24 protein-coding genes are annotated in these 19,863 nt (G+C 38.0%); 12 read left to right on the top strand and 12 right to left on the bottom strand.

Translation table 11 applies throughout. From position 1 onward, the window contains the following. Both AB5903_RS08900 and AB5903_RS08895 read right to left on the bottom strand, forming a co-directional pair. Nucleotides 1-2,266: phage tail tape measure protein (locus AB5903_RS08900; protein ID WP_368117799.1), on the bottom strand; the 2,266-nt coding region annotated here is incomplete at its 3' end. Between the two features lie 281 nt (nt 2,267-2,547). Continuing rightward, entirely contained in the window at nt 2,548-2,934 is a 387-nt protein-coding gene (locus AB5903_RS08895; RefSeq protein ID WP_060386499.1) for a hypothetical protein, read from the bottom strand. Between the two features lie 132 nt (nt 2,935-3,066). Here AB5903_RS08895 and AB5903_RS08890 point away from each other — a divergent pair, with 132 nt between their 5' ends. Together AB5903_RS08890 and AB5903_RS08885 are read left to right on the top strand one after the other, a co-directional pair. After that, nucleotides 3,067-3,639, top strand: coding sequence for a Panacea domain-containing protein (locus AB5903_RS08890; RefSeq protein ID WP_131796860.1), 573 nt, complete (start codon nt 3,067-3,069; stop codon nt 3,637-3,639). After that, complete coding sequence (locus AB5903_RS08885; RefSeq protein WP_060386501.1) at nt 3,636-4,088, top strand: hypothetical protein; 453 nt, start codon at nt 3,636-3,638, stop codon at nt 4,086-4,088. The genes AB5903_RS08890 and AB5903_RS08885 overlap by 4 nt, the downstream gene beginning before the upstream one ends. A 139-nt stretch (nt 4,089-4,227) precedes the next feature. On the opposite strand, the gene AB5903_RS08880 is transcribed toward AB5903_RS08885, so the two are convergent. The 10 genes from AB5903_RS08880 to AB5903_RS08835 all read right to left on the bottom strand — a co-directional run bounded on the left by AB5903_RS08880 (nt 4,228) and on the right by AB5903_RS08835 (nt 12,724). Then, nucleotides 4,228-4,359: a hypothetical protein gene (locus AB5903_RS08880; RefSeq protein WP_262484147.1), complete on the bottom strand. Its 132-nt coding sequence runs from the start codon at nt 4,357-4,359 to the stop codon at nt 4,228-4,230. Between the two features lie 152 nt (nt 4,360-4,511). Continuing rightward, nucleotides 4,512-4,976: a hypothetical protein gene (locus tag AB5903_RS08875; protein WP_060386502.1), complete on the bottom strand. Its 465-nt coding sequence runs from the start codon at nt 4,974-4,976 to the stop codon at nt 4,512-4,514. An 8-nt stretch (nt 4,977-4,984) separates the two neighbouring features. After that, nucleotides 4,985-6,298, bottom strand: coding sequence for a DUF2586 family protein (locus AB5903_RS08870; protein WP_272198717.1), 1,314 nt, complete (start codon nt 6,296-6,298; stop codon nt 4,985-4,987). Nucleotides 6,299-6,309: 11 nt separating this feature from the next. After that, nucleotides 6,310-6,672, bottom strand: a complete 363-nt coding sequence (locus AB5903_RS08865; protein WP_060386504.1) for a hypothetical protein — start codon at nt 6,670-6,672, stop codon at nt 6,310-6,312. A 78-nt stretch (nt 6,673-6,750) separates the two neighbouring features. Beyond that, nucleotides 6,751-7,821, bottom strand: a complete 1,071-nt coding sequence (locus AB5903_RS08860; protein WP_060386505.1) for a hypothetical protein — start codon at nt 7,819-7,821, stop codon at nt 6,751-6,753. 18 nt (nt 7,822-7,839) lie between these two features. Beyond that, complete coding sequence (locus AB5903_RS08855; RefSeq protein ID WP_060386506.1) at nt 7,840-9,108, bottom strand: ATP-dependent Clp protease proteolytic subunit; 1,269 nt, start codon at nt 9,106-9,108, stop codon at nt 7,840-7,842. A 181-nt stretch (nt 9,109-9,289) separates the two neighbouring features. Then, nucleotides 9,290-10,048: a hypothetical protein gene (locus AB5903_RS08850; RefSeq protein WP_368117798.1), complete on the bottom strand. Its 759-nt coding sequence runs from the start codon at nt 10,046-10,048 to the stop codon at nt 9,290-9,292. Further along, nucleotides 10,045-10,539 carry a hypothetical protein gene (locus AB5903_RS08845; RefSeq protein WP_060386508.1) on the bottom strand — a complete coding sequence of 165 codons (495 nt, stop codon included), beginning with the start codon at nt 10,537-10,539 and terminating at the stop codon, nt 10,045-10,047. Before AB5903_RS08845 ends, AB5903_RS08850 begins: the two co-directional genes overlap by 4 nt. After that, on the bottom strand, nt 10,521-11,249 hold the full coding sequence (locus AB5903_RS08840) for a hypothetical protein (RefSeq protein WP_242651161.1): 729 nt from the start codon (nt 11,247-11,249) through the stop codon (nt 10,521-10,523). The genes AB5903_RS08845 and AB5903_RS08840 overlap by 19 nt, the downstream gene beginning before the upstream one ends. A 137-nt stretch (nt 11,250-11,386) precedes the next feature. Next, nucleotides 11,387-12,724: a DUF935 family protein gene (locus tag AB5903_RS08835; RefSeq protein ID WP_060386537.1), complete on the bottom strand. Its 1,338-nt coding sequence runs from the start codon at nt 12,722-12,724 to the stop codon at nt 11,387-11,389. 227 nt (nt 12,725-12,951) lie between these two features. Here AB5903_RS08835 and AB5903_RS08830 point away from each other — a divergent pair, with 227 nt between their 5' ends. From AB5903_RS08830 to AB5903_RS08785, 10 genes are all read left to right on the top strand, one after another. Next, complete coding sequence (locus AB5903_RS08830; RefSeq protein WP_060386510.1) at nt 12,952-13,485, top strand: DUF4494 family protein; 534 nt, start codon at nt 12,952-12,954, stop codon at nt 13,483-13,485. Further along, on the top strand, nt 13,485-13,949 hold the full coding sequence (locus AB5903_RS08825; RefSeq protein ID WP_060386511.1) for a hypothetical protein: 465 nt from the start codon (nt 13,485-13,487) through the stop codon (nt 13,947-13,949). Before AB5903_RS08830 ends, AB5903_RS08825 begins: the two co-directional genes overlap by 1 nt. Next, complete coding sequence (locus AB5903_RS08820) at nt 13,927-14,256, top strand: hypothetical protein (protein ID WP_229101001.1); 330 nt, start codon at nt 13,927-13,929, stop codon at nt 14,254-14,256. Before AB5903_RS08825 ends, AB5903_RS08820 begins: the two co-directional genes overlap by 23 nt. Beyond that, the gene (dut, locus tag AB5903_RS08815; protein WP_060386512.1) at nt 14,253-14,696 is read left to right on the top strand and encodes a dUTP diphosphatase; all 444 of its coding nucleotides are present in this window, start codon (nt 14,253-14,255) and stop codon (nt 14,694-14,696) included. The genes AB5903_RS08820 and dut overlap by 4 nt, the downstream gene beginning before the upstream one ends. Before the next feature lie 76 nt (nt 14,697-14,772). Continuing rightward, nucleotides 14,773-15,606 carry a BRO family protein gene (locus AB5903_RS08810; RefSeq protein ID WP_131796861.1) on the top strand — a complete coding sequence of 278 codons (834 nt, stop codon included), beginning with the start codon at nt 14,773-14,775 and terminating at the stop codon, nt 15,604-15,606. A gap of 12 nt (nt 15,607-15,618) precedes the next feature. Next, entirely contained in the window at nt 15,619-17,544 is a 1,926-nt protein-coding gene (locus AB5903_RS08805; protein WP_060386514.1) for a BRCT domain-containing protein, read from the top strand. A 121-nt stretch (nt 17,545-17,665) separates the two neighbouring features. Next, nucleotides 17,666-18,253, top strand: a complete 588-nt coding sequence (locus tag AB5903_RS08800; protein ID WP_060386515.1) for a tyrosine-type recombinase/integrase — start codon at nt 17,666-17,668, stop codon at nt 18,251-18,253. Nucleotides 18,254-18,318: 65 nt separating this feature from the next. Then, complete coding sequence (locus AB5903_RS08795) at nt 18,319-18,906, top strand: hypothetical protein (RefSeq protein ID WP_060386516.1); 588 nt, start codon at nt 18,319-18,321, stop codon at nt 18,904-18,906. A 15-nt stretch (nt 18,907-18,921) separates the two neighbouring features. Further along, nucleotides 18,922-19,656: a DUF2400 family protein gene (locus tag AB5903_RS08790; RefSeq protein ID WP_368117797.1), complete on the top strand. Its 735-nt coding sequence runs from the start codon at nt 18,922-18,924 to the stop codon at nt 19,654-19,656. After that, nucleotides 19,656-19,841, top strand: a complete 186-nt coding sequence (locus tag AB5903_RS08785) for a hypothetical protein (protein WP_229127135.1) — start codon at nt 19,656-19,658, stop codon at nt 19,839-19,841. Before AB5903_RS08790 ends, AB5903_RS08785 begins: the two co-directional genes overlap by 1 nt. The last annotated feature ends 22 nt before the right edge of the window (nt 19,842-19,863 follow it).

Raw genomic sequence — 19,863 nt, 5'->3', positions numbered from 1 at the left:
CATTGGCCTGACGGGCGGCTTCTGTTATTTTATATGCGTCATCAATTTTAGAACCTATATAAGTGATAGCTGCTCCTACCATCATACCCCAGCCCATAGGTTTGGTTAATAAAAAACGCGTAATTTTTTTTATAATTCCCCATAGTGTTGCGCCACCCATTTGGGTAAGATTATTTATTGTTTTACCGCCACTATTTGCAACAACATTACCTATTGATTCTCCACTAACAAGCCACTGCTTGATTTTACCTCCACCATACAACAAACTACCACCTAACGTATTAAGAATAGCTTTTCCTTTGTTTAAACCATAACGGCTCTTTTCTATATTATATATCCGTACCATATAGACGAGAGCAGTAAAAAGAGGTTTTAAAAGGAATTTTGATAACCAATCTCCCATAAACACTGCACGTACCATCAACACAGTACTTAATATACTCTGCCCGATTCCTGCAACAACACCTGATACCATTTGGATTTTTATAAACCATTGCAATGCTGTTCTGCCCCAATTTGGTATCCAATTCCACATGGTCATAATCTTGTTAAATACGTCAACGATTACATTGGCTATTTTCAAGAACATGTCCATTGCGTTTTTCAATGCTGTGGCAAATTTGGGGGATTTCATCAACTCAATCATTCGTTGGAGAAAATCACGGATTGCTCCCTGCATCTGTTCAAATCCCTGCATTCCAGTTTCCGTAAATGCGGAAGTCATCTGATACCACAGACCCTGTATGGTGTTTTTCTTCTCATCAGCCAAATTTGAAGCAAGCCCCATTGAATTTTTGTTGAGTCCGGTTACTTCTTGCACCTTTCCCACATTATTTATCAATGCCAACGCACCCGGCGCTGCGGTAACTCTGAACATTTCGTTGATTAATGTTGTAAAATCACCGGAAGATATACTTTGCTGCTTCTCATGCAATTCGCTCAAAATATCAGTAAAATTCCTCAGGTTGCCGTTCTTGTCTTTGGTACTAATACCTAATAAATCCCACGCTTCTTGTCCCCTTTTTGTAGGGTTCATCATATTTAACAACATCATACGCAATGTTGTACCTGCATGAGAACCTTTCAAACCGGCATCGCCCAATACACCTAATGCAGCAGATGCTGTTTCAAAATCCAGTCCTGATTGGTGAGCTACCGTACCAGCATACTTAAATGATTCTGCCAACTCCAACAATGTTGTGTTTGTTTTTGTGAATGTCATTGTAAGAATATCGGCTGTGTTATCCATTTGCTTTGCGGGGATTTCATAAGCGGTCATAATGTTGGTTACGACATCCGCTGTCTCTCCCAAATCTGTATCACCAACAAGTGCAATATCTGATATAGGGCGAACGGCTTGTTTTATCTGCTCAACATCAAAACCCGCCATAGCCAAGAATTTACCGGCTTCAGCAACTTGCGGGGCCGTATATTTGGTTTCCACACCAACCTGGCGCATGAGTTGGTTCATTTCGTCAAATCGGGCCTCGAAACCTATATTTTTATCGTGAGCCTGAAGGATGTTTTTAGTGGTTTGAGTTATGTTATCATAGGCAGAAGCATCCCTAAAAACAGAAGTTACCCCCGACATTAAAGAGCTGAGTCCATAGGCAACCCCCATGCCCTTAATCATTTCTCCAGCAACATTTGTTCCCGTATTAGCATATGTTGGCCCCAATACCTGTCGGGTAGACGGGTATAAGTAGGTACTGTGTCCAGCTCCTGTTTCCCTTGCCATGCGTACAACTGGGATACCTGCTTTGGAGGCATTGCTGGAAGCTGCTTTGGAGGCTCCGGCAGCGCTTGCTGTTATGGTAATCCTGCTATTTGATTTAATCTCATTAATTTTCGCCAATAATTTGTCGAGACTTTTTATGGCGTTATCCGTATTAGCCTTTGGCTGTATTAAAGTACCGTTTATTGAATTGATAGTGTTGTGAAGCTTCTTTATATCCGAAAATGAATACAAAGGCTTACTTGCCGCCCCACCCAATACAGCTTTTGATTGTTTCTTGATTGCCTCCAGGTGTCCCAATATACGTTTGAGGCCTTGCTCTGCTGCGCTGGTATTAATTTTTATATCAATTGGTTTTGTATTGATAGAAGCCAATGCAGAGTTGACTTTGCCAATGCTTTTTGCAATAACATCAAAGCGTTTTGTCAACGCTTCCATTTCAGCCGTGGCTTGCTGAAACTTACGTATAGACTCCAATGCTGGGTTGGAGTTCACGTTTATCTGATAATTAACGATATAATTCTCTGCCATCTTTTTATGTTTTCTAAAGAATAGCGATTTGATACCTTGAAAGATTGAAAAAGCCCCTTATCCAATTGTGAATAAGGGGCTTTGGTAAAAGATGGGTAACGAGACGCTTTATGCAAGCATACCAAGCGCGTTTGCCTGTTGAGTTATAAGCATTTTGCTATGAAGCCATGCGGCTTCTTCCGACAGTATCGCAAACTCTTCATCGTCTAATTCATCTATATTTACGCTGGGAAAATAATGCCGTATGAATATCTGTCTGTGACGGATAAACTGATCGTCCCTTACTTCCCAGCATTTGATAAATTTACGAGTCTTCCTTTGCGCATCTCGATAATTTTAGCCAAATGAGGCATAAGACCGTAGATAAACAGCGAATCGTCTTTTATCAATTCCTTGTCACCGTCTATGAAACAGTCTTTTGCCAATTCTCGCATGGCACCGGCTTGGTCTTTCTGGGAAAGGGACAGATACTTGCTGAACGCCGGGAAGGGTGGCTGCTTAAAGTAGCCGATATAGTATGGCTTTTCGCCTTCATCTTCATCTCCCTCTACCAAAATCGGGAATACACGTTTCAGTTTGGGGTCCGAATCTTTCAGCTCTTTTACTTTCTTTTCAATCTCAGTCTGAATTTTCTCAGGCATGAGGAAATCGTCGTTTTGATTTTCCATAATTTCTATTGATTAAATATTTAGTGTCTTTTATCTATGAATAGAACAAAAGAAAAAAGATGGTTGCCTGATTGATGATTTTTTATTTTTAAATGCTGATATTTTGTTATTTAGATAAATCTCAATACTTTTGTGAAATCATTTGATTTACTGATGAGAAAATACGAACAGAAAAAGTTGATTCAAATAGCATTATATGTGCTACAGAAAACAGGAGGTATTGACTATTACCACTTGTTCAAGATTTTGTATTTTGCCGAATTAAAACATTTAGCTAAATGGGGAGAGAAAATCATATCTGATACTTTCTATGCTCTTGACTACGGTCCTGTACCAACGCTATTGTATGATGTTGTCAAAGGATACAATATCCCTAATACAGACTTGTTAGAGTTGTTCTCAGACAATGTTCTTTTTGCAGGTAAAGATGCGCCTAACGTATTATTACCTAAATGTGAGGCTGATATGAATTATATTTCAAAATCAGAAATTGAGGCTTTGGATGCTTCTATTAATGAAAATGCGCATCTAACTTTTGGTCAACTCAAAGAAAAATCACATGATGATGCTTGGTACGAAGCATACCATCACTTAAATGGTTCAAATGTTATTTCTCCTATAAGCATGGCGAAAGTATCTGGAGCTGATGAAGCGACACTGGAATATATAAGAGAACAAATTGAATTAGAACAAGCGTTAGCATGACAATCCTCTCAGAACTTTTAGAAGATGATTCCATACAAGATATTGCCCGAAAAACAATTAAAGTTGGGGATGTCTATCGTATAAAAATGAATCAACAAAATGGAATCGTACCAAAGAAAGGTGATAACTCACGCCATAAATTCTTTATTGTGCTTGGTTTTGATTGTGATGGAAATGTATATGGCGGTGTTATTATAAACTCCAACATAAACCAGAATGTACCACAAGTGGTCAAAGATTGGCAAATGCCAATTAAATGCTCTAAATATTCTTTCCTCGAATATGACTCTTTTGTAGATTGTTCAAAATTGAAATGTGCGGAAATAGAAAAATTCAATACTTGGAAATATTTGGGATTTATAGAACTGGAAGATGTGGAATTGATTATTGGTACGGTTAAAGAAAGTCCTAAAGAAACGCCAGAACATCTATCAATATTTGGACTATAAAACACCTTTATATATTAAAACCAAAGAGTGCATGTTGGGCTTAATCGCCAATTATGCACTCTAAAACGGATAATAAAGGACAATCAATTAATGGTTGCCCTGATTATCTAAGAAAATAGTTTCTATACTTTTCATAAAATCATTCCAACATTTTTTTAATTTTTTCTCGCAATTGTTTCATGCGCTCTTTTTTCTGTTGCTGGGTATTTTCAATAACAGATGTCAACTCTTCGGAAGGATTTGGGATCCTAATAACATTTGTTGTCTTCATTCTTTTTTTCGATTATATGATATTGTGGCACACAAAATAGGAATAAATCTCATATTTACACAACCTTATGTTTTTTCCTTCTGTTTTTAACATTATGCAAAAAGGTGGGCTGTTGGACAACCCACCTTTGTACAATATGCACCATACCCAAATTACAGCCAAGAACTTGTACCTTCTCCTGTAATAATATCAAAAGGATTCAGGTTGTACTCTTTCTCAATATTTGTATCGTCTTGCTTGCTTTCCATACCATCTTCATTGAAGATACATCCCTTTAAAGTAACGGTTTCAGCCGTCCAATCAGCTCCTGCATACGCATTGGTAAACGAGATAATCAAATCAAACTCGCCTAAATCCATCAGAGAACCAGCCAGCGCTCTCAGTTGTGAAACCGTGTTGTAGTCCATTGTGATAGATGCAGTGCAAGTCTTATTACCAAAACCACGGTTAATGGCATTACCGCCAATTCCATAGTTGTTCTCGATTTTACGAACTTTATTCCATTTTATTTCAGATACTCCTTGCATAATAGTGGAGTCTTCAGAAATATCCAAAGCTGGTATGGAAATGCGTATCATTGACCAGCTATATGCTACATTATTAATTATTGCTTCCATCTTGTTTATTATTTATTGGTTAGTGCCAAACCTTCTATTACTTCAATACGAGATGCAACGCCTACCGGAACAAGTGAATATTTAATAATCAGTGTATCGTTCTTCAATACATTCTGATTCTTGTCAATTGTCACCGAAAAACCGGAAATTTCCTCATTGGTTTGCATTGTGTTGAGAATGTCGGAAACGATATTCTGAAACATTGTAATTTTGGCTGAAGATAAGTAACCGGTAGCGGGATCAACTTTTAATGGAGAGTGTACATAAGGCAACAAGGCATTGCGTACAGCGCGTCTTGACTTATGAATTGTACGATTTCTGGCAACTGTCCGGTAATCTCCATTGGAGCATGTCTGGTCTTTTGAGAAATATATTCCACTTTCTAATCCTGAATATTTGCACAAGAAAATATACCCCTTATCATCCAATGTATCCAGTTGCATTCTGTTTAAAGAAGAATACTTTAAAGTGCTGGTCAATTGCTGGCCATCATTCAATGCAACATCGCCAAATCCCATTTCAATGTCAGGGAAATACCCAATCAGATTAAATTTGTTAACCCACGCAAATGACTCTTGCACGCTTGCCAAAGCTACACATCCAAGTGCAGCACCAATATTTCCTACAGGAGTTAGATTTGGGTTGGCAAGCTGCATTGCTGACACATCTTTATCTAACCCTTGGCTGAGCAATACTGTAACAAAACGGGCATTTGTTATACAAGTCGGTATTTTTGCCAATTCGACTTTCTTAACAGGCTCATCACTGGTAGCGATAACCGCAGAGTTTGCGTTTAACAAGATTGATAAAGGAGCGTTCTCGTCCGCCAAAGAAGAGGCTTTTGATTGTAAATCTGCAACCAAATCAATACTATATGTTCCTGCTTCAGGGTCAGTTTGCTTCCACAAAGACTGCTCTGTCCACACACCAAGTTGGTTAATCATACCGTGTGCGGCATGTTGCATCTGGTCAATAGCATTCCAATCAGCGCCACAATTTGCGAACATTATGAATAAACGTCCATTGTCACCCTGTATGCTGAAGAAATGATTGATATGATAGTAAGGCACTCCAAAAAGTAAATCATTTTTAGGATCATCAGAGGGTGCAGCAATTCCCAATTCCTTCAAATCGTCCATAGAATTGATTTCTATAACATTGCCTTGCAATTTATCCTTTACAGCCAAACCTGCACCTTCTTCAAAGAATTTAGCTTGTTTGGAAATATCGAACAGCAGCCCTGTGACCTTCTCAGTTGAAGTTGTAGAGTTTGTTCCAATGTTCCCATCGGTATCACTCATAAATACGCCACCTAATGCCATATTTGTAAATTTTATTGTTTGTAATACGGGTTTTGATAAAGAATAGCTTCTGTAACCAAATTAGGTTGAGTGTCTTTTGTGTACACCCCTCCTTTGGCATCAATGTACAGTTCCTGGTAATTAGGGAACTTTTGCAACAACTGCCTTGTTGGTTCCGGGACAGGTGTAGATGGGAGAATTTCTTCCATATCCGTGCCTTCATCCGGCAGCTCTTCAGTGACCATTGTGCTGTCACCTTCAATATCTCTTTGTTCCTCTACATTGTCGCCTGCTGTTGTTTCGTTTAAAGTATCCGGTATATCTGGTGTGTTTGTGGTTTCCTGTGTTTGGACGTTTTCGTCTTCCGGATCTTGGGTCTTTTTTTTACGTGCCATAACTAAAAATTAAAAAAGGGAATGGAGTTTTAGCTCCACTCCCTCGTGATTAAACCATATATAATATCAGTCAACTCGTTATTCCGCATTCTTATAAGCAGTCCAGGCTACAATTTCAGCCGGGCGAACAATGTTTACATCCATTTTCATACGCATCTGGAAGAAATAGAACTCACTGTTGGCCTGCAAACGCTCAACCTTTACTACTTCGGCGTCATTGGCATAGTCAACACCCATCCATAAGTTAGACTCCATACCGGTAGTAAACTCTCCGAGCAAGATGGTATGTTCCGGAATACCTACAATGGGTACAATACGTTTGCCTTTGAAACGGTATTCGTTAACCTTGGTGTTATCAGAGTATTTCACTTGCTTGTCGCTCAGATATTGATCGTACAGGTCCCAAATATCCCAGCCACACACAAATACCAACCCTGCTTTCTTACGGATTTGTTTCGGGCATTTCTTCCACATTGCGTTGAAAGCAGCTTCTACATTGGCGCCAGTAGTCAATTCTGTGTTACCAGCAATAACTACTTGTCCACCAGCCTTTTCAGTTTCTGATGCTTTGGACGAAGTGTTTGCCAAAATACGTTTGATAGCACCGTCAAAATATTTCATCGGTCCGCCCGCATTCTCGCCGCCTATTTCTGTACAACCGCTTGGAGCTGTGATTTTAGCCGCTTCTTTTCCACCTTTTGCAGAACACCAAATAGATTCACCGATATACTCGTTCTTTCTGTCCATCAAAAGACGGAGCATTTTTGCCTGTACTTTCGGGTCCAGTTCGCGGAATACCAGGTTTCCATCCGGCTGTGCAAACCGATAATACTTTTCATAATCTCTCGGATTAAATTCGAGATATACCATGAACTCCTGCGGTTCCAAATAACGTTCTGTGAAAGTGTATTGGTTCAACCCGCCTGTAGTCCCTGCTCCCGCTCCATGAGTAGAAGTAGGCGTTGGAACATTGTCCTGGATCACCTTACCCAATTGAACTGATGGGATGGTGTATTTAAACTGAATGCCTGATTTGATATGAATCAAACCTTCCTTGTATGTGTCGTTGCCTTGCGCTGTATAGGTCAGTAAATCTTCAAGGACCTCACCGGAATAAGTGTTTTGCGCAAAATTTACAGAACTTGCCATGTTTTATATTGTTTGTGTTTAATCAAGTGTTCCAAATTTGAAATCAGGTCCGACTACAGCTTCAACAGCCTTAGCCATTTTCTTTTCTGCCTCAGTAATTTGATTTTTTGCATTTTCTACATTGGCAGGATCATTTGCTATTTCAGTAGAAATTTTATCACGTTTGGGGATGGAGTTCAAGGTCTCTTGTACCATCTCAAAATTGTTTGCTGCCATTTCTACCCATTTAGATTTTGCATCGGGGCTAATTTTACCCTCAGAAATTGCATTTTCTACAAACTGCTCAATATCCGCTTTATGTTGCGCTTCTTCAGCATCTTTGTAATTTTGCAACTCTTCTTTAACCGTTGTCAATTCATTTTGAACATTGGTAAGTTGCGCATCCACCCCTTCTTTTTGAATTTTCAGAGAATCGTATGAAGCCTGAATTTCTCTTGCTTTCTTTTCTGCATTCTTCAATGCGTCAATGCGAGTAATGACAGTTGAAACTTCAGAGTCTTTCTCCAAACCGAGCTGGGCACATACAGAACCAAATGCGAATTCCTGTTCTTTGTCCATCGTTTCTTTTGAATTTGAATTGTTTATTTGATTTTGATTAGGAATAGAGTCGGAAACGTCAAGTGGTTTAAAATCTTCCAATTCTGCATTAATAGAAGCCATTATTTTTTGCAGAGCGCCTGCTTCCACAACTCCTTCAATTTGATTTTTAACTTTAGTGCAAACCTGTTTTGATGTTTTTAGGACGTGGTCCGCCGGCAATATTCCAGCGCTCACGGCAGATCTCGCATCGAAGTAAGTACCGTCACACCCCTCTTTGCCGTCCATAATCTCCCGTATCTTTTCTTTCGTCAGACCAAATCGCTTATGGTAGACAGTTTCGATCTGCTTTTGAAAAGCCTTTACGATTTGTTCGCTGTCAGGGGAGGCGTTTTCTTCGCGTACAAATGGATTGTGAATCATTAAAATTGAATAATCGCGCATGTAAGAACGGGTGCCGGCGGCCCATAATACAGAAGCCATTGATGCAGCCATTCCTTCAATAATAGTTTCAACCTCAATGGGACATTGTTGTATAATAGAGAAGGTTCCCATTCCATACAATACGCTCCCGCCTTCGCTATTGATGCTAATCACAATTTTAGAAGGCTTCACATAGTCCTGAACCCATAAGAACTCATCGTTGAATTGACGGGTGCTTTCTTCATTGATACGGCCGTAGAAACGCATATATACTGGCTTTGCCTCTTGCGCTTCCCCAACTACATATTTTAATTCATCTGTTTTCATTTGAGCTTTTTCACAAGAATAGATGTCTGCCTATCTAATGGTTGTGAATCCTCTAAAACACATCTTTTAAGAAAGTGATTAATGAACCTTTCGACGATTGATATATAATTGAGAAACAGTATGTTTTCTGTAAAAGAGAGCAAGCATTCGCCTCTGTTCCGACGATATTTGAATTCGCTTTTTAAACGTTATCTTCCGGTAGAGTATTTACAGGAGGCTCAAATTTTGCAACCTCTTCAATTTTAGGCTTATCATGATCCCCATGCGCATCTGTATCGTGTTCCGGTGCGTCTGAATGGTTTGTGAACGGTGGCATGACCAAGTATCTATCCACCCATTTCCGGTACTGGAATGAAGAGGATGTTCTAAACCATATTTCATAATCAATCCAATACGGTTGTACCCCATGATCCAAAGATTCTGGCATATCAAAATAAGTAAGGTTGCATCGTTCGTTTAACGCTGCCTCATAATCTTTTGCGTCCTGAATAGCATCATTAATCTGTTGAAAAACCCGAAATCCATGTGTTTCTACAACATCATCCCCATTATTTAAATCATTAAGTACGAATCTAATACGCATGGTGGCGCGTCCCTCTCCTATTCGTTGCTGGGCCACCAAATAACGTACATTTACAAATCGGATAAATGCCGCAGGAAAAGCTATACCGTATTCTGTGTTGCCACGTGTGCGGACAATACGTTCAAACTGTCCGTTATCTATCTTTACTGTCCGAAACAGTTTGGGGGAACTTTCATCATCAGGGTTGGTGTGAAGAGATTCCAACACCCGTCTAACAGCCATATACACATCTTCCAGCGGATTGTTTTCCACTTCTTCTAATGTTGTATTGTCTTTATCAACGAGTGCGGTAGGGCTTTTCTCTATCGTGTCCGTTAAATTGTCTTGTGTATTTAATTTATGTTTTTCTACTATCATTTTGGAAAGCCATCAAAAATACGAATGCTATAAGATGTAATTTTATCAGCTACGGTTGTTGAGTAACCTATAAATTGTCTTTTCTTAATGTTATGTGCTGGAGAGCCGGATTTGGCAACTTGTCCTCCTTCATTGTGTATAGCCGCATAACAGAAATTTCTTCCATATTGCCTTTTACTGAATCGGAACATGTCAGGGTCTGTAAAAATTTTAATTCCACGGCTATTGCTGGAGTGAAAACGGTCCCACACAATCGAGTGCTTGAGTGTTCCAGTTTCTTCTAATATGGGATGGGGCTTATGATCGCTTCTGTTTTCCCACGCAAACGTACCAGCAGAATTAAATCTACGGAGATAGAAAGAATCCTTAAATATTTTTTTTGCAGCGTTACCTATTAATGTTTCAAAGTTAAACACATTAACTTCAAATCTATTAGGAAGGGTTAGCCACTGTTGAGCTAATTGCTTAGGAGTTATTGTTTTTCCAACCATTTTCCTTTTATTCTATTAGCAATGGTGCGTAACTTCTTTTTATACTTTTTCGGAACACTAAAATATGAATGAGCACTGCTAAATATACGCCCACCCTTTGCAACACTTTCTTTAAATACAGGGTTGATAAAATCTGGCATCTCATTGACTTGTCCCACTACTTGTGTTAATTGTGTACAGTTAAGGACGCTTGAAGCCTCTTCCACCAAGAAGCACCTACACCCATGTTCAATAGGCGGAATTAGCCATGCTGGGAAATTAGCTTTTCGATAACTGGTTCCCTCTAATGCAAGATGCCACGGGCGTACTCTATTATCCCCTTGGGTCATATATGTAAGCACAGTGTTCTCGCTATAAGAGACCCATCCAGCAGCAACCCCCATAGCATACTCAATGTCTCCATTCTCTATAGATGAGTATATATTATTGTATCGATAAAAAACACTTTCAGCCTCTTTAATATCTTCTTCGTCATCAATGTCAAGGTCGTCGGGGAGGTTGGCGAACATTTGAAATTCTTCAGCTACAGCAAAGTCAACGAGATTGTCCAAAGCTGCTACCAACACATTACGTTGTTCTTTCTCCATTTTTGTCAGCCCATCATTATGATTGCGAAGTAAATCCAATGCCTTTTCAAAGTCCATACCAAAACCCTTGATTGCATGGTTAAATGCAAATTCAGAACGTAATTCCATCATTTCTTCCAGCAAATCCCAACGGTTATCCGCATTGCCGTAATCACGTAAAAATTTTTGAAAGACAGCATAGATAGCAAGATATTCAGCGTTATCTTCATCTTCAGTGGTTGACTCAGATTCCGCTGTGACGGAAGAGAAACCGCTATCCTTTATTCCTCTTCCGTCAAAAAATTTTCAACCTTCCTGGTCCGATTAGGTTTTTCCCCACGCTGGTATCCGTATCTTTTATAATACTCTTCATCAGTCATAATGTGTCTGTCATTAGAGTGTGCGCCAGTCATATTGTTACCGCCACCAATCATTTCTGATAAAGCGTTAAACTGTTTACCCACTACAATGCCAAATTCTTTTTCAATTTCATCCGCCGATACCTCATATTTATCTGTTATAAAAGAATATAAACTGATTTTATCTTTGTTGCTCATCTCTACCCGATTGGCGTATTTAAACTCCAAGCCAGATTTAATATATCCCATATCAACCAGACGTGGAAGAATCTCTTCATTCATAACATTTTCAATATATTCCCGGTAAACCTCAATCCGTTCCCGAAAAATATCTTGGTGCGCATTAGTGGATCCCACATAAGATTGTGTCTCTCCAGCCATTGAGGAAGAACCGACAATTAAATTGGCAACTTCTTTGTTTACAAACTCAATAAGGCTACTATAAATATGCTCAGAATTAGACATTGTAAAAGTCTTTATGTCCACTTCGTCATTCAGGCCTGTAACAACAATTTTATTTTGAGCAGCGTTGGCTATACTTTGAGCCAATCTTTGTCGGTCCTGAATGCTTTCAGACTCTGTCTTACCGTGAATGATAGGCTGGCCATATGTGTGTGAGAAATTCACATAGTTAGCTAATGTAAATTTCTTAGCCAATATCAAAGGGGTAGTTGCAGAAAACAGCCCTAATGTCCCTGTATTAATAAGAATATAGTTACAGGAATATTGGTTTGAGGTTATATCCCACCCCGGCGTCCATTGCCCCTGCCTTTTAACAACCCTATTTTGATTAGGCAACACATTACGTCTTTCTATGATATTTACTTCAGCCAACTTATTTGTTAACGGGTTTATCGTAGGCATAATTTCGAGCAAGGTGTATCCATACCATTTAGACTCAACAATTCCCTTGATTATCTTTGTAAATTGAGAGCCTTGTATCTTTTTGGTTTCTTCTACATCTTTTATATACTTGCCACGCTCATTCTGTCGCGCTAACATATAACGCTCACCTATAATTTGAGATTCTACAGTTTCCAATACAGCACTTAAATGTGCATCTTGTTGTACACATGCTTCATATAAATCAATTAATGGGCCACGGTCATCCAAAACAACGCCCCGTGTTACCTGAGATTGGACAGATTTATATCTGCAATGGCGATCAATCTCTCTTACATATTCTTGAATCGTTTTTTTACTGGTCCTAAATATACTCTCCAGTGGAGTGCCGCGAAAAGTTGTGTCTGTGCTAACTATATTCATACTAAGATTTTTTGAAAGAATAGATAGAGAACTGTTAGTTGGTTTCTATTTCTATTCTTCTATCAGTATAAATGAGTTATAATATATAAAATATAATAATCTATATTATAGATATTTAGATATAAAATATATGTTAAATATATGTTTTGTAATAATCAATATGATAAAAAGAAATATATTTGCATCGATAATTTAATGTCTAACAATAATACATTATTAAAATGAGTAAAGGTTTTAATTATTTTCGTATTAAGATGGCATACAAAGGCACCAATGATCAAGGAGCCATTGTTACCATTAAATCTGAGGACCTGGTAATGGCTACATGCTATACCGAGGCAGAACAAATAGCTTATAAGTTAGCAGAAGGGAAAGATGAATTTGGAGAAGTGGATATAGAAATTGTCCGCACTAAAATTGCAGAAGTTGCTTACAACGACACTTTTGTCACAGATACGGAACTAATATGCGGGCTAATATCATATTTTTTTGAGGAAAGCGAAGATACAGAAGTCGGCTTGTATCAAGTTGCACTTGTTTTCTACGATACGGATGAGAAATCCGGTAAGACAAAAACATCTAACAGCACTATTTATGTACCGGCATATTCTTCAGCCGAAGCTATAGAAAATATCCGAATATATTTAAAGCAGGTGGGTGAAACTCGCGAATACACCATTCGTAATGTCAAATATGATAAGGCGCAATCGGTTATGGTTACACCCGAAGTTCATAAAAACAATATCATACCGTAATGACCCTTTTAAAAGGAACCGGGAAAACAATTGATATAAAATGTACAGAAGTCTCACTCCCGGAATTCCCTAATCTCCTTTTTGGAACTCATTTTGATGGTAGCAGAGTTTTTGATGCTACATATTATCTACATTTTAAAGACCCCGACAACAAATTAAGTATAGAAGACTTCTTTTATAAGTTTGATTTCCAGATAAAGGCTATTGCCGAGACTTACAAATTGCCTTTAGATAAACTGGTATCAATCAATACAGAGGGGCATCAATTGATTAGCGGATGTTTATGCTATCCGTTCCTATCTTATGTGGACCCGCAGTTCTGCGCATACATCAACGAAGTGATAGATGAAATGTTTATTACCGGAGTTGTCGTATCAGACACGCACTTAATTTCATTAGTTAAAAGAAGACTGCCACCAGAATTGCTAAAACAAATTTGGGATGGCAGAGAAAATTTTTCGTGAACCCAAAGCTGTATTAATATTCAACTGTAGAAAGACATTGGTACTGGTAGCGTCTTCTGTAAACGAAGCAGCCAAAATCAGTGGCTTGAAGCCTGGTAACATATCAAAGGCTTGCGTGGGCACATTGATTTCCAATGGTATGTATTATTTCAGATATATAGACAGTGATATTGAAATAGAATTATCAGATATAGGTTCATTGAAATTGGATGAGTATGACAAGCTATGTGGCGTTGAACGTCCCATATATCCCACAATGGCAATGAACCGAAGAAAGTGGAAATATAATAAAAATAATAACGTATGAAAATAAAAATTTACAGTACATCAAAGCATCCGTTGCCTCAATACGCAACCCAACAATCAGCAGGATTGGATTTAAGAGCAAATATTGATTCTTCAGTTACCATAAATCCTGGAGAAAGAGTGTTGGTTCCGACAGGGTTACATATACAGCTTCCGTATGGTTATGAAGCGAGAATTCAACCGAGAAGCGGACTGGCCCTTAAAAAGGGTATTACTTGTCTCAATTCTCCAGGGTGCGTGGACGCAGACTATAGAGGAGAGATAGGAATCATACTTATTAATCATGGAACAGAACCGTTTACTGTCAATGATGGAGAACGCGTTGCCCAAATGGTTATCTCTAAATATGAACAGGCAGAATGGAACCCAGTTTCTTCAATAGAAGATTTGGAAGCTACAGAGCGCGGGACACAAGGTTTTGGTCATACAGGAACAGAGTAATAGAATTGAGGGTACGCTTCAACCTTATGAAGAGTACCCTCTTGATATTTATAAACAAAGCAATACCCTAAAAGATATGAGTAACGAAAATAACATCCAAATTTTCAGCAACCCCCAATTTGGACAAGTAAGAGTTGCTGTAGATGAAAATAACAAGCCTTTATTTTGTCTGGCTGATGTATGCAAGGCTTTAGGTTTATCTAATCCAAGCCAGGTAAAAAAGAGACTAAAAAGCAATGGAGTAAGATTAATTGATTTGCGTGCCCTATACGAGAATGAGGGCATGATAATCAATGAGTTGCAAAATACAAAAGCCACTTTTATAAATGAAGTCAACTTATATAAGTGTGTGTTTCAATCAAGAAAACCAGAAGCCGAGAACTTTCAGGACTGGGTATACGGTGAAGTGCTGCCATCCATTCACAAGTATGGTGCATATATGACGCAAGACATACTTCAAAAAGCCCTAACCTCTCCAGATTTTTTAATCCAACTGGCAATCCAACTAAAAGAAGAGCGGCAAAAACGTGTGGAGGTGGAGCAGAAAAACATGGCATTAATTGAGGCCAACGATTACAAGAAATCTGTAATTGAGGGGTTAACCGAAGAAATACCTCTTGCGGACATGAGACAACGTATAACCCAAATAATACGAAAGGGTGGTCTTGCCGGCATAAAAGAAGGTTATTACCTGCTTTATTCTGAGTTTGACAAAAAATTTCATGTTAATGTTAGTACCAGAATGAACAATGTCTTATATTGCGGTTCTAAAATGGATTACATAGAAAAAGAGCTAAAGATGCTTCCTGAGCTATATGATTTAACATGTAAATTATTTGAATCCCAATACGAATCTCTTATGAAAAATTGGGGGAAATCTGTAAAACGTGCTCAAGGAAGCAGAAACTAAAACAGCGGCATTATGAAATTAATAGATAAAATAAAACACTATAATGAGGCTTACCGAAACGGCGAGCCTTTAATATCTGATTCTGAATACGATTCTCTGATTGATGAGTTAAAAAGAACAGATCCTACCAACGATTGGTTTAAACATATAGAGCCGGCAGCGGTTTCTTGTAATAGAAAACGTTCCCTACCTATTCCCATGAAATCACTCAACAAAGTGAAAAGCATATCCGAACTAAAGAAGTGGTGCCAATCTTTAGGATTAAAAGGAAGTACCGGCGTCGTATGTATGCCCAAATTCGACGGGCTTTCGTTACTGCATAATGAATTGACAGGAGAAGCGTATTCTCGTGGGGGTATAGAAAATGAGGGACAAGATTGTACCAGCCATTATCAAGCATCCGCTCAATGTTATAATCCAACAAGTGATTTTCATTATACATTTGGAGAATTCGTTATCAGTAGAGATGATTGGGAACGTTTTTTCAACGGGAAGCGTTCTAAATTCACTGGAGACATCTTTAAATCACCGCGTAATACAGCGGCCGGACTTTTAAACAGAGATGAACCATGCGATTACCTCCAACATGCTTCTTTCTTCAGATATGGAGTAGATGATGGTTCCTTACATGATTATAACAACTTCTACAGCTTGATAGAAACAATTTGCAGTATATATCAGCAAGAACACCTTTATCATTTCGCTTTTGTGGATGAATTGAACGAAGACTTGCTGATGAACTTATTCAAAGAGTGGAGCAAAATATACCCAATTGACGGTATTGTAATTTATATTGATGATTTACGTTTATGGGAAGTTATTGGCAGACACCAAACTTCTGGAAACCCTTTATACGCCATAGCTTATAAACACCCTGATTTTACAGAATCTTTTGAAACGACAGTAAAGGATATTGCCTGGAAAGTCAGTAAGGCGGGTGCTCTTAAACCTGTAGTCAATATTGAAATGGTTGATACTGGAGATTGTAATATGGAAAACCCTACAGGATATAATGCCGGATGGATCAACGACCATGAAATTGCAAAAGGTGCTAAAATATTGGTTACCCGCTCTGGAGGGGTGATTCCCAAAATTCTATCGACTATTTCTCCGGCAACACAGGAAGAACAAGAAAAGTTATGGGATGAAATGGCGGAATGTCCTCATTGTGGGGAACCAACTAATTGGAATGAAAATCGAATCGAATTATGCTGCACCAACCCCAATTGTCCGGGAATCCAGTTGGCCAAAATAGTATTCTTTTATTTAACGTGTGGTGCGGAAAATATGGGAGAAGAAACATTATCCAAGATTTTTAATGCTGGGTTTACTTCTATATCAGAGATTTTAAATATCACTTTTGACGATTTGATAAAAATAGAAGGCTTTGGAGACAACATATCAAACACTATACTGGAAAATAACAGAAAAATCATGCAGGGGGTTGATTTAGTCACTTTAATACAGGCAAGCGATTGTTTTACTGGAATTGGAAAAATAAAGGCCCAAAAGATACTTGATGAAATGGATGCTGAAACCAGAAATGCTTTTTATCAAAGGCAGTATGTATGTCCGTCGCCTAACACAGAGGCATTTAATATCTTATCAAAAACGATGCAGTCATTCAATCTTGGTGTTTCTCCGTTTTTCAAGTTTTTGACCCAAACTGGTATTCCCATTTTACCTCCAGTACAGAAAACTATAAACCATAATGGTATATGCGCCCATATGTCTGTTTGTATGTCGGGGTTTAGAGACAATGATTTGGAAGAGTTTATCCAACAGAACGGTGGTAATATTGTAAGCGGTGTATCTAAAAAGACAACGCATTTGGTGGTAAAAGACAAGTCGGCAACTTCCTCCAAAATTTCAAAAGCTCAATTGTTGGAAATTCCTATATTATCTATAGAAGAGTTTTCTAAATTTATCGGATTTTAAATATATTGTATTACAGTTTATTAGCGATTAATATTGATTTATATTGATATTAATCGCTTCTAAATTTGCATAATTAAATTCAATGCCATACTTTTGTAACAACTAATTAAATCAAATGAGTATGGCAAAGAAAAATCAATTGACAAAAAGTGATTATCTTCCTATGGAGGACTACAAAAAGCTATTGTACCTTCTTCATAAAGACCGTCAATATTTGTGGGAGCTATATGCCCGATTGGCATTCTGTACTGCACTACGGGTGTCAGATATATTACCCCTAACATGGTCCGACATACTACATAAAGGATCGTTAACCAAATCCGAAAAGAAAACAGGCAAAGTAAGAAAAATACCCTTTAACCTGAATATTCAGACAAGGATAGAAGAATTGTACATGTTGCTCAAGCGCCCTAACCCTAATGAACTAATATTTAAAAGTAAATTTACGGGCACCTCTATTTCCCCACAATACTTGAATCGAATAATGAAAGAATGGAAAATCAAGTACAAATTGAATATAGAAAATTTTTCCACACATACTTTTCGCAAAACTTTTGGAAGATATGTTTATGATACGAGTGAAAACAAATCAGAAGCGCTGTTATTATTGAATAGAATATTTAATCACTCCAGCGTTGAAATAACCAAAGTTTATATTTGTATCAGGAAAGACGAGATAAATTCCATATTTGATTCTATCCGCTTCTAATATTTCATTTTGATCTGCACGTTCTGTGCTCATATCTGTTTTATAACCCATTTTACCAAACTAACATGTTTTCAACCCAAAAGGACGCACTGTCAATAGTGCCGCCCATAACCGTTACTTGCAAATTTTGTCATGCAGAAGAAAATATTATTGAATACGACCCTCCTGGAGAGACCCTTCTTTTTATGAGTAGAGATAATGTGTGTGCTAAGTGTGCCTATTGGATGGACAAAATTAAGCATCCAGACGTTGGGCGTGAAATAATCGGAGGACATTATTTTATCGTACACCCATTTGTAAAACGCCCCAACAATGTAATCAAGGGGACAGAGGGAAAAGAGTTTTATATCCGGGAAAACGATGGAACATTAATTAAGTCCAACAATGTATGGTGTCAAGGAGAAATTCCTGTATATTTCAGAAATGAGTTGCAGGATACAGCCAACTTCCTTTCATTAATAACATACACTAAACTACACAATGACCCTCATACATGTTATGCTAAAGGATGCTGGGATAGATACCATTGTCTTAGGTATAATTTAGAATGTGAAAGAGACGGTCCCTTTAATAAAGTTCCGGCCAATCATATTATTGGCAGTGAGAAATGCCCATCATTTATAAACGTAAATGAATTGAAAACCATTATTTAATCAGACATGACGATTATGAAATCATTATTAAAAGACGAATTGGATCAAATGTGGGAGACTTTTGACTATAAATGGTTTGTATCAAACGATCCCATTCAAATGTTACATAAGATACAACGTGTTCCAGATAGTTCTATTGCTGATATTGAAATATGTGCAATGCTTATAGCTATGGTTTCGTGGGGACAACCCAATAGTATAATATATGCAGCTAATGTATTGATGAGCCAATGTGAGTGGAAACCGTATTATTATATCAAATTTGGTGATTTTTATGACATTCCAGACGAATTGAATATTTATCGTACACTTACTGGAAAGGCATTCAAGGAAGTGTGTCATCTGTTGAGGCGTTTTTATAGTAGGAATTCATCTGTCAAAGAATACCTCAAAAAGCACTCTATTACATTCGATGATTTACTAATATCATTATGTAATTTGTATGAGCCAGCGCGTCTTGGTAGTCCGTACAGAAACTCTGCTTGTATGCGTATTAATATGTTGTTGCGCTGGATGGTTCGCCAGGATGAGATAGATTTGGGATTATGGCAGACTGATTTCATTAAACCAGAAAATTTGTATGCCATTATGTCCCCCCATGTTGCGCAACAGGCACAACGGATAGGGTTTATATCCTATCCCAAAGAAAGCTGGAAGGCGGTCATGGAATTGACTCATGTCTATCGCCAATGGGATATAAAAGATCCTTTGAAATATGATTTTATACTAACGACTCAAAACTTTAAATAATGATTACAACATTGCTTATTATTATATTGGCCACAATATTCATTGTTGCCGTAACAATTATAGCAGCACAAAATACCGCTTGTAAAGATTGTCCTTTTAGAAAAACATGTGATGAACTACTCAACCAGAATCAGCCCAATCTGTGTCAGCAAAATGATATGCCGCATTCAAATGATGACAAATAATAAATTAATGTACAACCAATAA

It is taken from the genome of Bacteroides sp. 2201st1_D9_2201SCRN_220225 (assembly GCF_040928965.1).
GTDB classification, from domain to species: domain Bacteria; phylum Bacteroidota; class Bacteroidia; order Bacteroidales; family Bacteroidaceae; genus Bacteroides; species Bacteroides stercoris.
This window is presented reverse-complemented; position numbering and strand designations above follow the sequence as displayed.

Coding starts and splice junctions, on each gene's coding strand:
- AB5903_RS08895 (WP_060386499.1), bottom strand. CDS start 2,934: ATGGAAAATCAAAACGACGATTTCCTCATGCCTGAGAAAATTCAGACT.
- AB5903_RS08885 (WP_060386501.1), top strand. CDS start 3,636: ATGACAATCCTCTCAGAACTTTTAGAAGATGATTCCATACAAGATATT.
- AB5903_RS08880 (WP_262484147.1), bottom strand. CDS start 4,359: ATGAAGACAACAAATGTTATTAGGATCCCAAATCCTTCCGAAGAGTTG.
- AB5903_RS08875 (WP_060386502.1), bottom strand. CDS start 4,976: ATGGAAGCAATAATTAATAATGTAGCATATAGCTGGTCAATGATACGC.
- AB5903_RS08870 (WP_272198717.1), bottom strand. CDS start 6,298: ATGGCATTAGGTGGCGTATTTATGAGTGATACCGATGGGAACATTGGA.
- AB5903_RS08865 (WP_060386504.1), bottom strand. CDS start 6,672: ATGGCACGTAAAAAAAAGACCCAAGATCCGGAAGACGAAAACGTCCAA.
- AB5903_RS08860 (WP_060386505.1), bottom strand. CDS start 7,821: ATGGCAAGTTCTGTAAATTTTGCGCAAAACACTTATTCCGGTGAGGTC.
- AB5903_RS08855 (WP_060386506.1), bottom strand. CDS start 9,108: ATGAAAACAGATGAATTAAAATATGTAGTTGGGGAAGCGCAAGAGGCA.
- AB5903_RS08850 (WP_368117798.1), bottom strand. CDS start 10,048: ATGATAGTAGAAAAACATAAATTAAATACACAAGACAATTTAACGGAC.
- AB5903_RS08845 (WP_060386508.1), bottom strand. CDS start 10,539: ATGGTTGGAAAAACAATAACTCCTAAGCAATTAGCTCAACAGTGGCTA.
- AB5903_RS08830 (WP_060386510.1), top strand. CDS start 12,952: ATGAGTAAAGGTTTTAATTATTTTCGTATTAAGATGGCATACAAAGGC.
- AB5903_RS08825 (WP_060386511.1), top strand. CDS start 13,485: ATGACCCTTTTAAAAGGAACCGGGAAAACAATTGATATAAAATGTACA.
- AB5903_RS08820 (WP_229101001.1), top strand. CDS start 13,927: ATGGCAGAGAAAATTTTTCGTGAACCCAAAGCTGTATTAATATTCAAC.
- dut (WP_060386512.1), top strand. CDS start 14,253: ATGAAAATAAAAATTTACAGTACATCAAAGCATCCGTTGCCTCAATAC.
- AB5903_RS08810 (WP_131796861.1), top strand. CDS start 14,773: ATGAGTAACGAAAATAACATCCAAATTTTCAGCAACCCCCAATTTGGA.
- AB5903_RS08805 (WP_060386514.1), top strand. CDS start 15,619: ATGAAATTAATAGATAAAATAAAACACTATAATGAGGCTTACCGAAAC.
- AB5903_RS08800 (WP_060386515.1), top strand. CDS start 17,666: ATGGCAAAGAAAAATCAATTGACAAAAAGTGATTATCTTCCTATGGAG.
- AB5903_RS08795 (WP_060386516.1), top strand. CDS start 18,319: ATGTTTTCAACCCAAAAGGACGCACTGTCAATAGTGCCGCCCATAACC.
- AB5903_RS08790 (WP_368117797.1), top strand. CDS start 18,922: ATGAAATCATTATTAAAAGACGAATTGGATCAAATGTGGGAGACTTTT.
- AB5903_RS08785 (WP_229127135.1), top strand. CDS start 19,656: ATGATTACAACATTGCTTATTATTATATTGGCCACAATATTCATTGTT.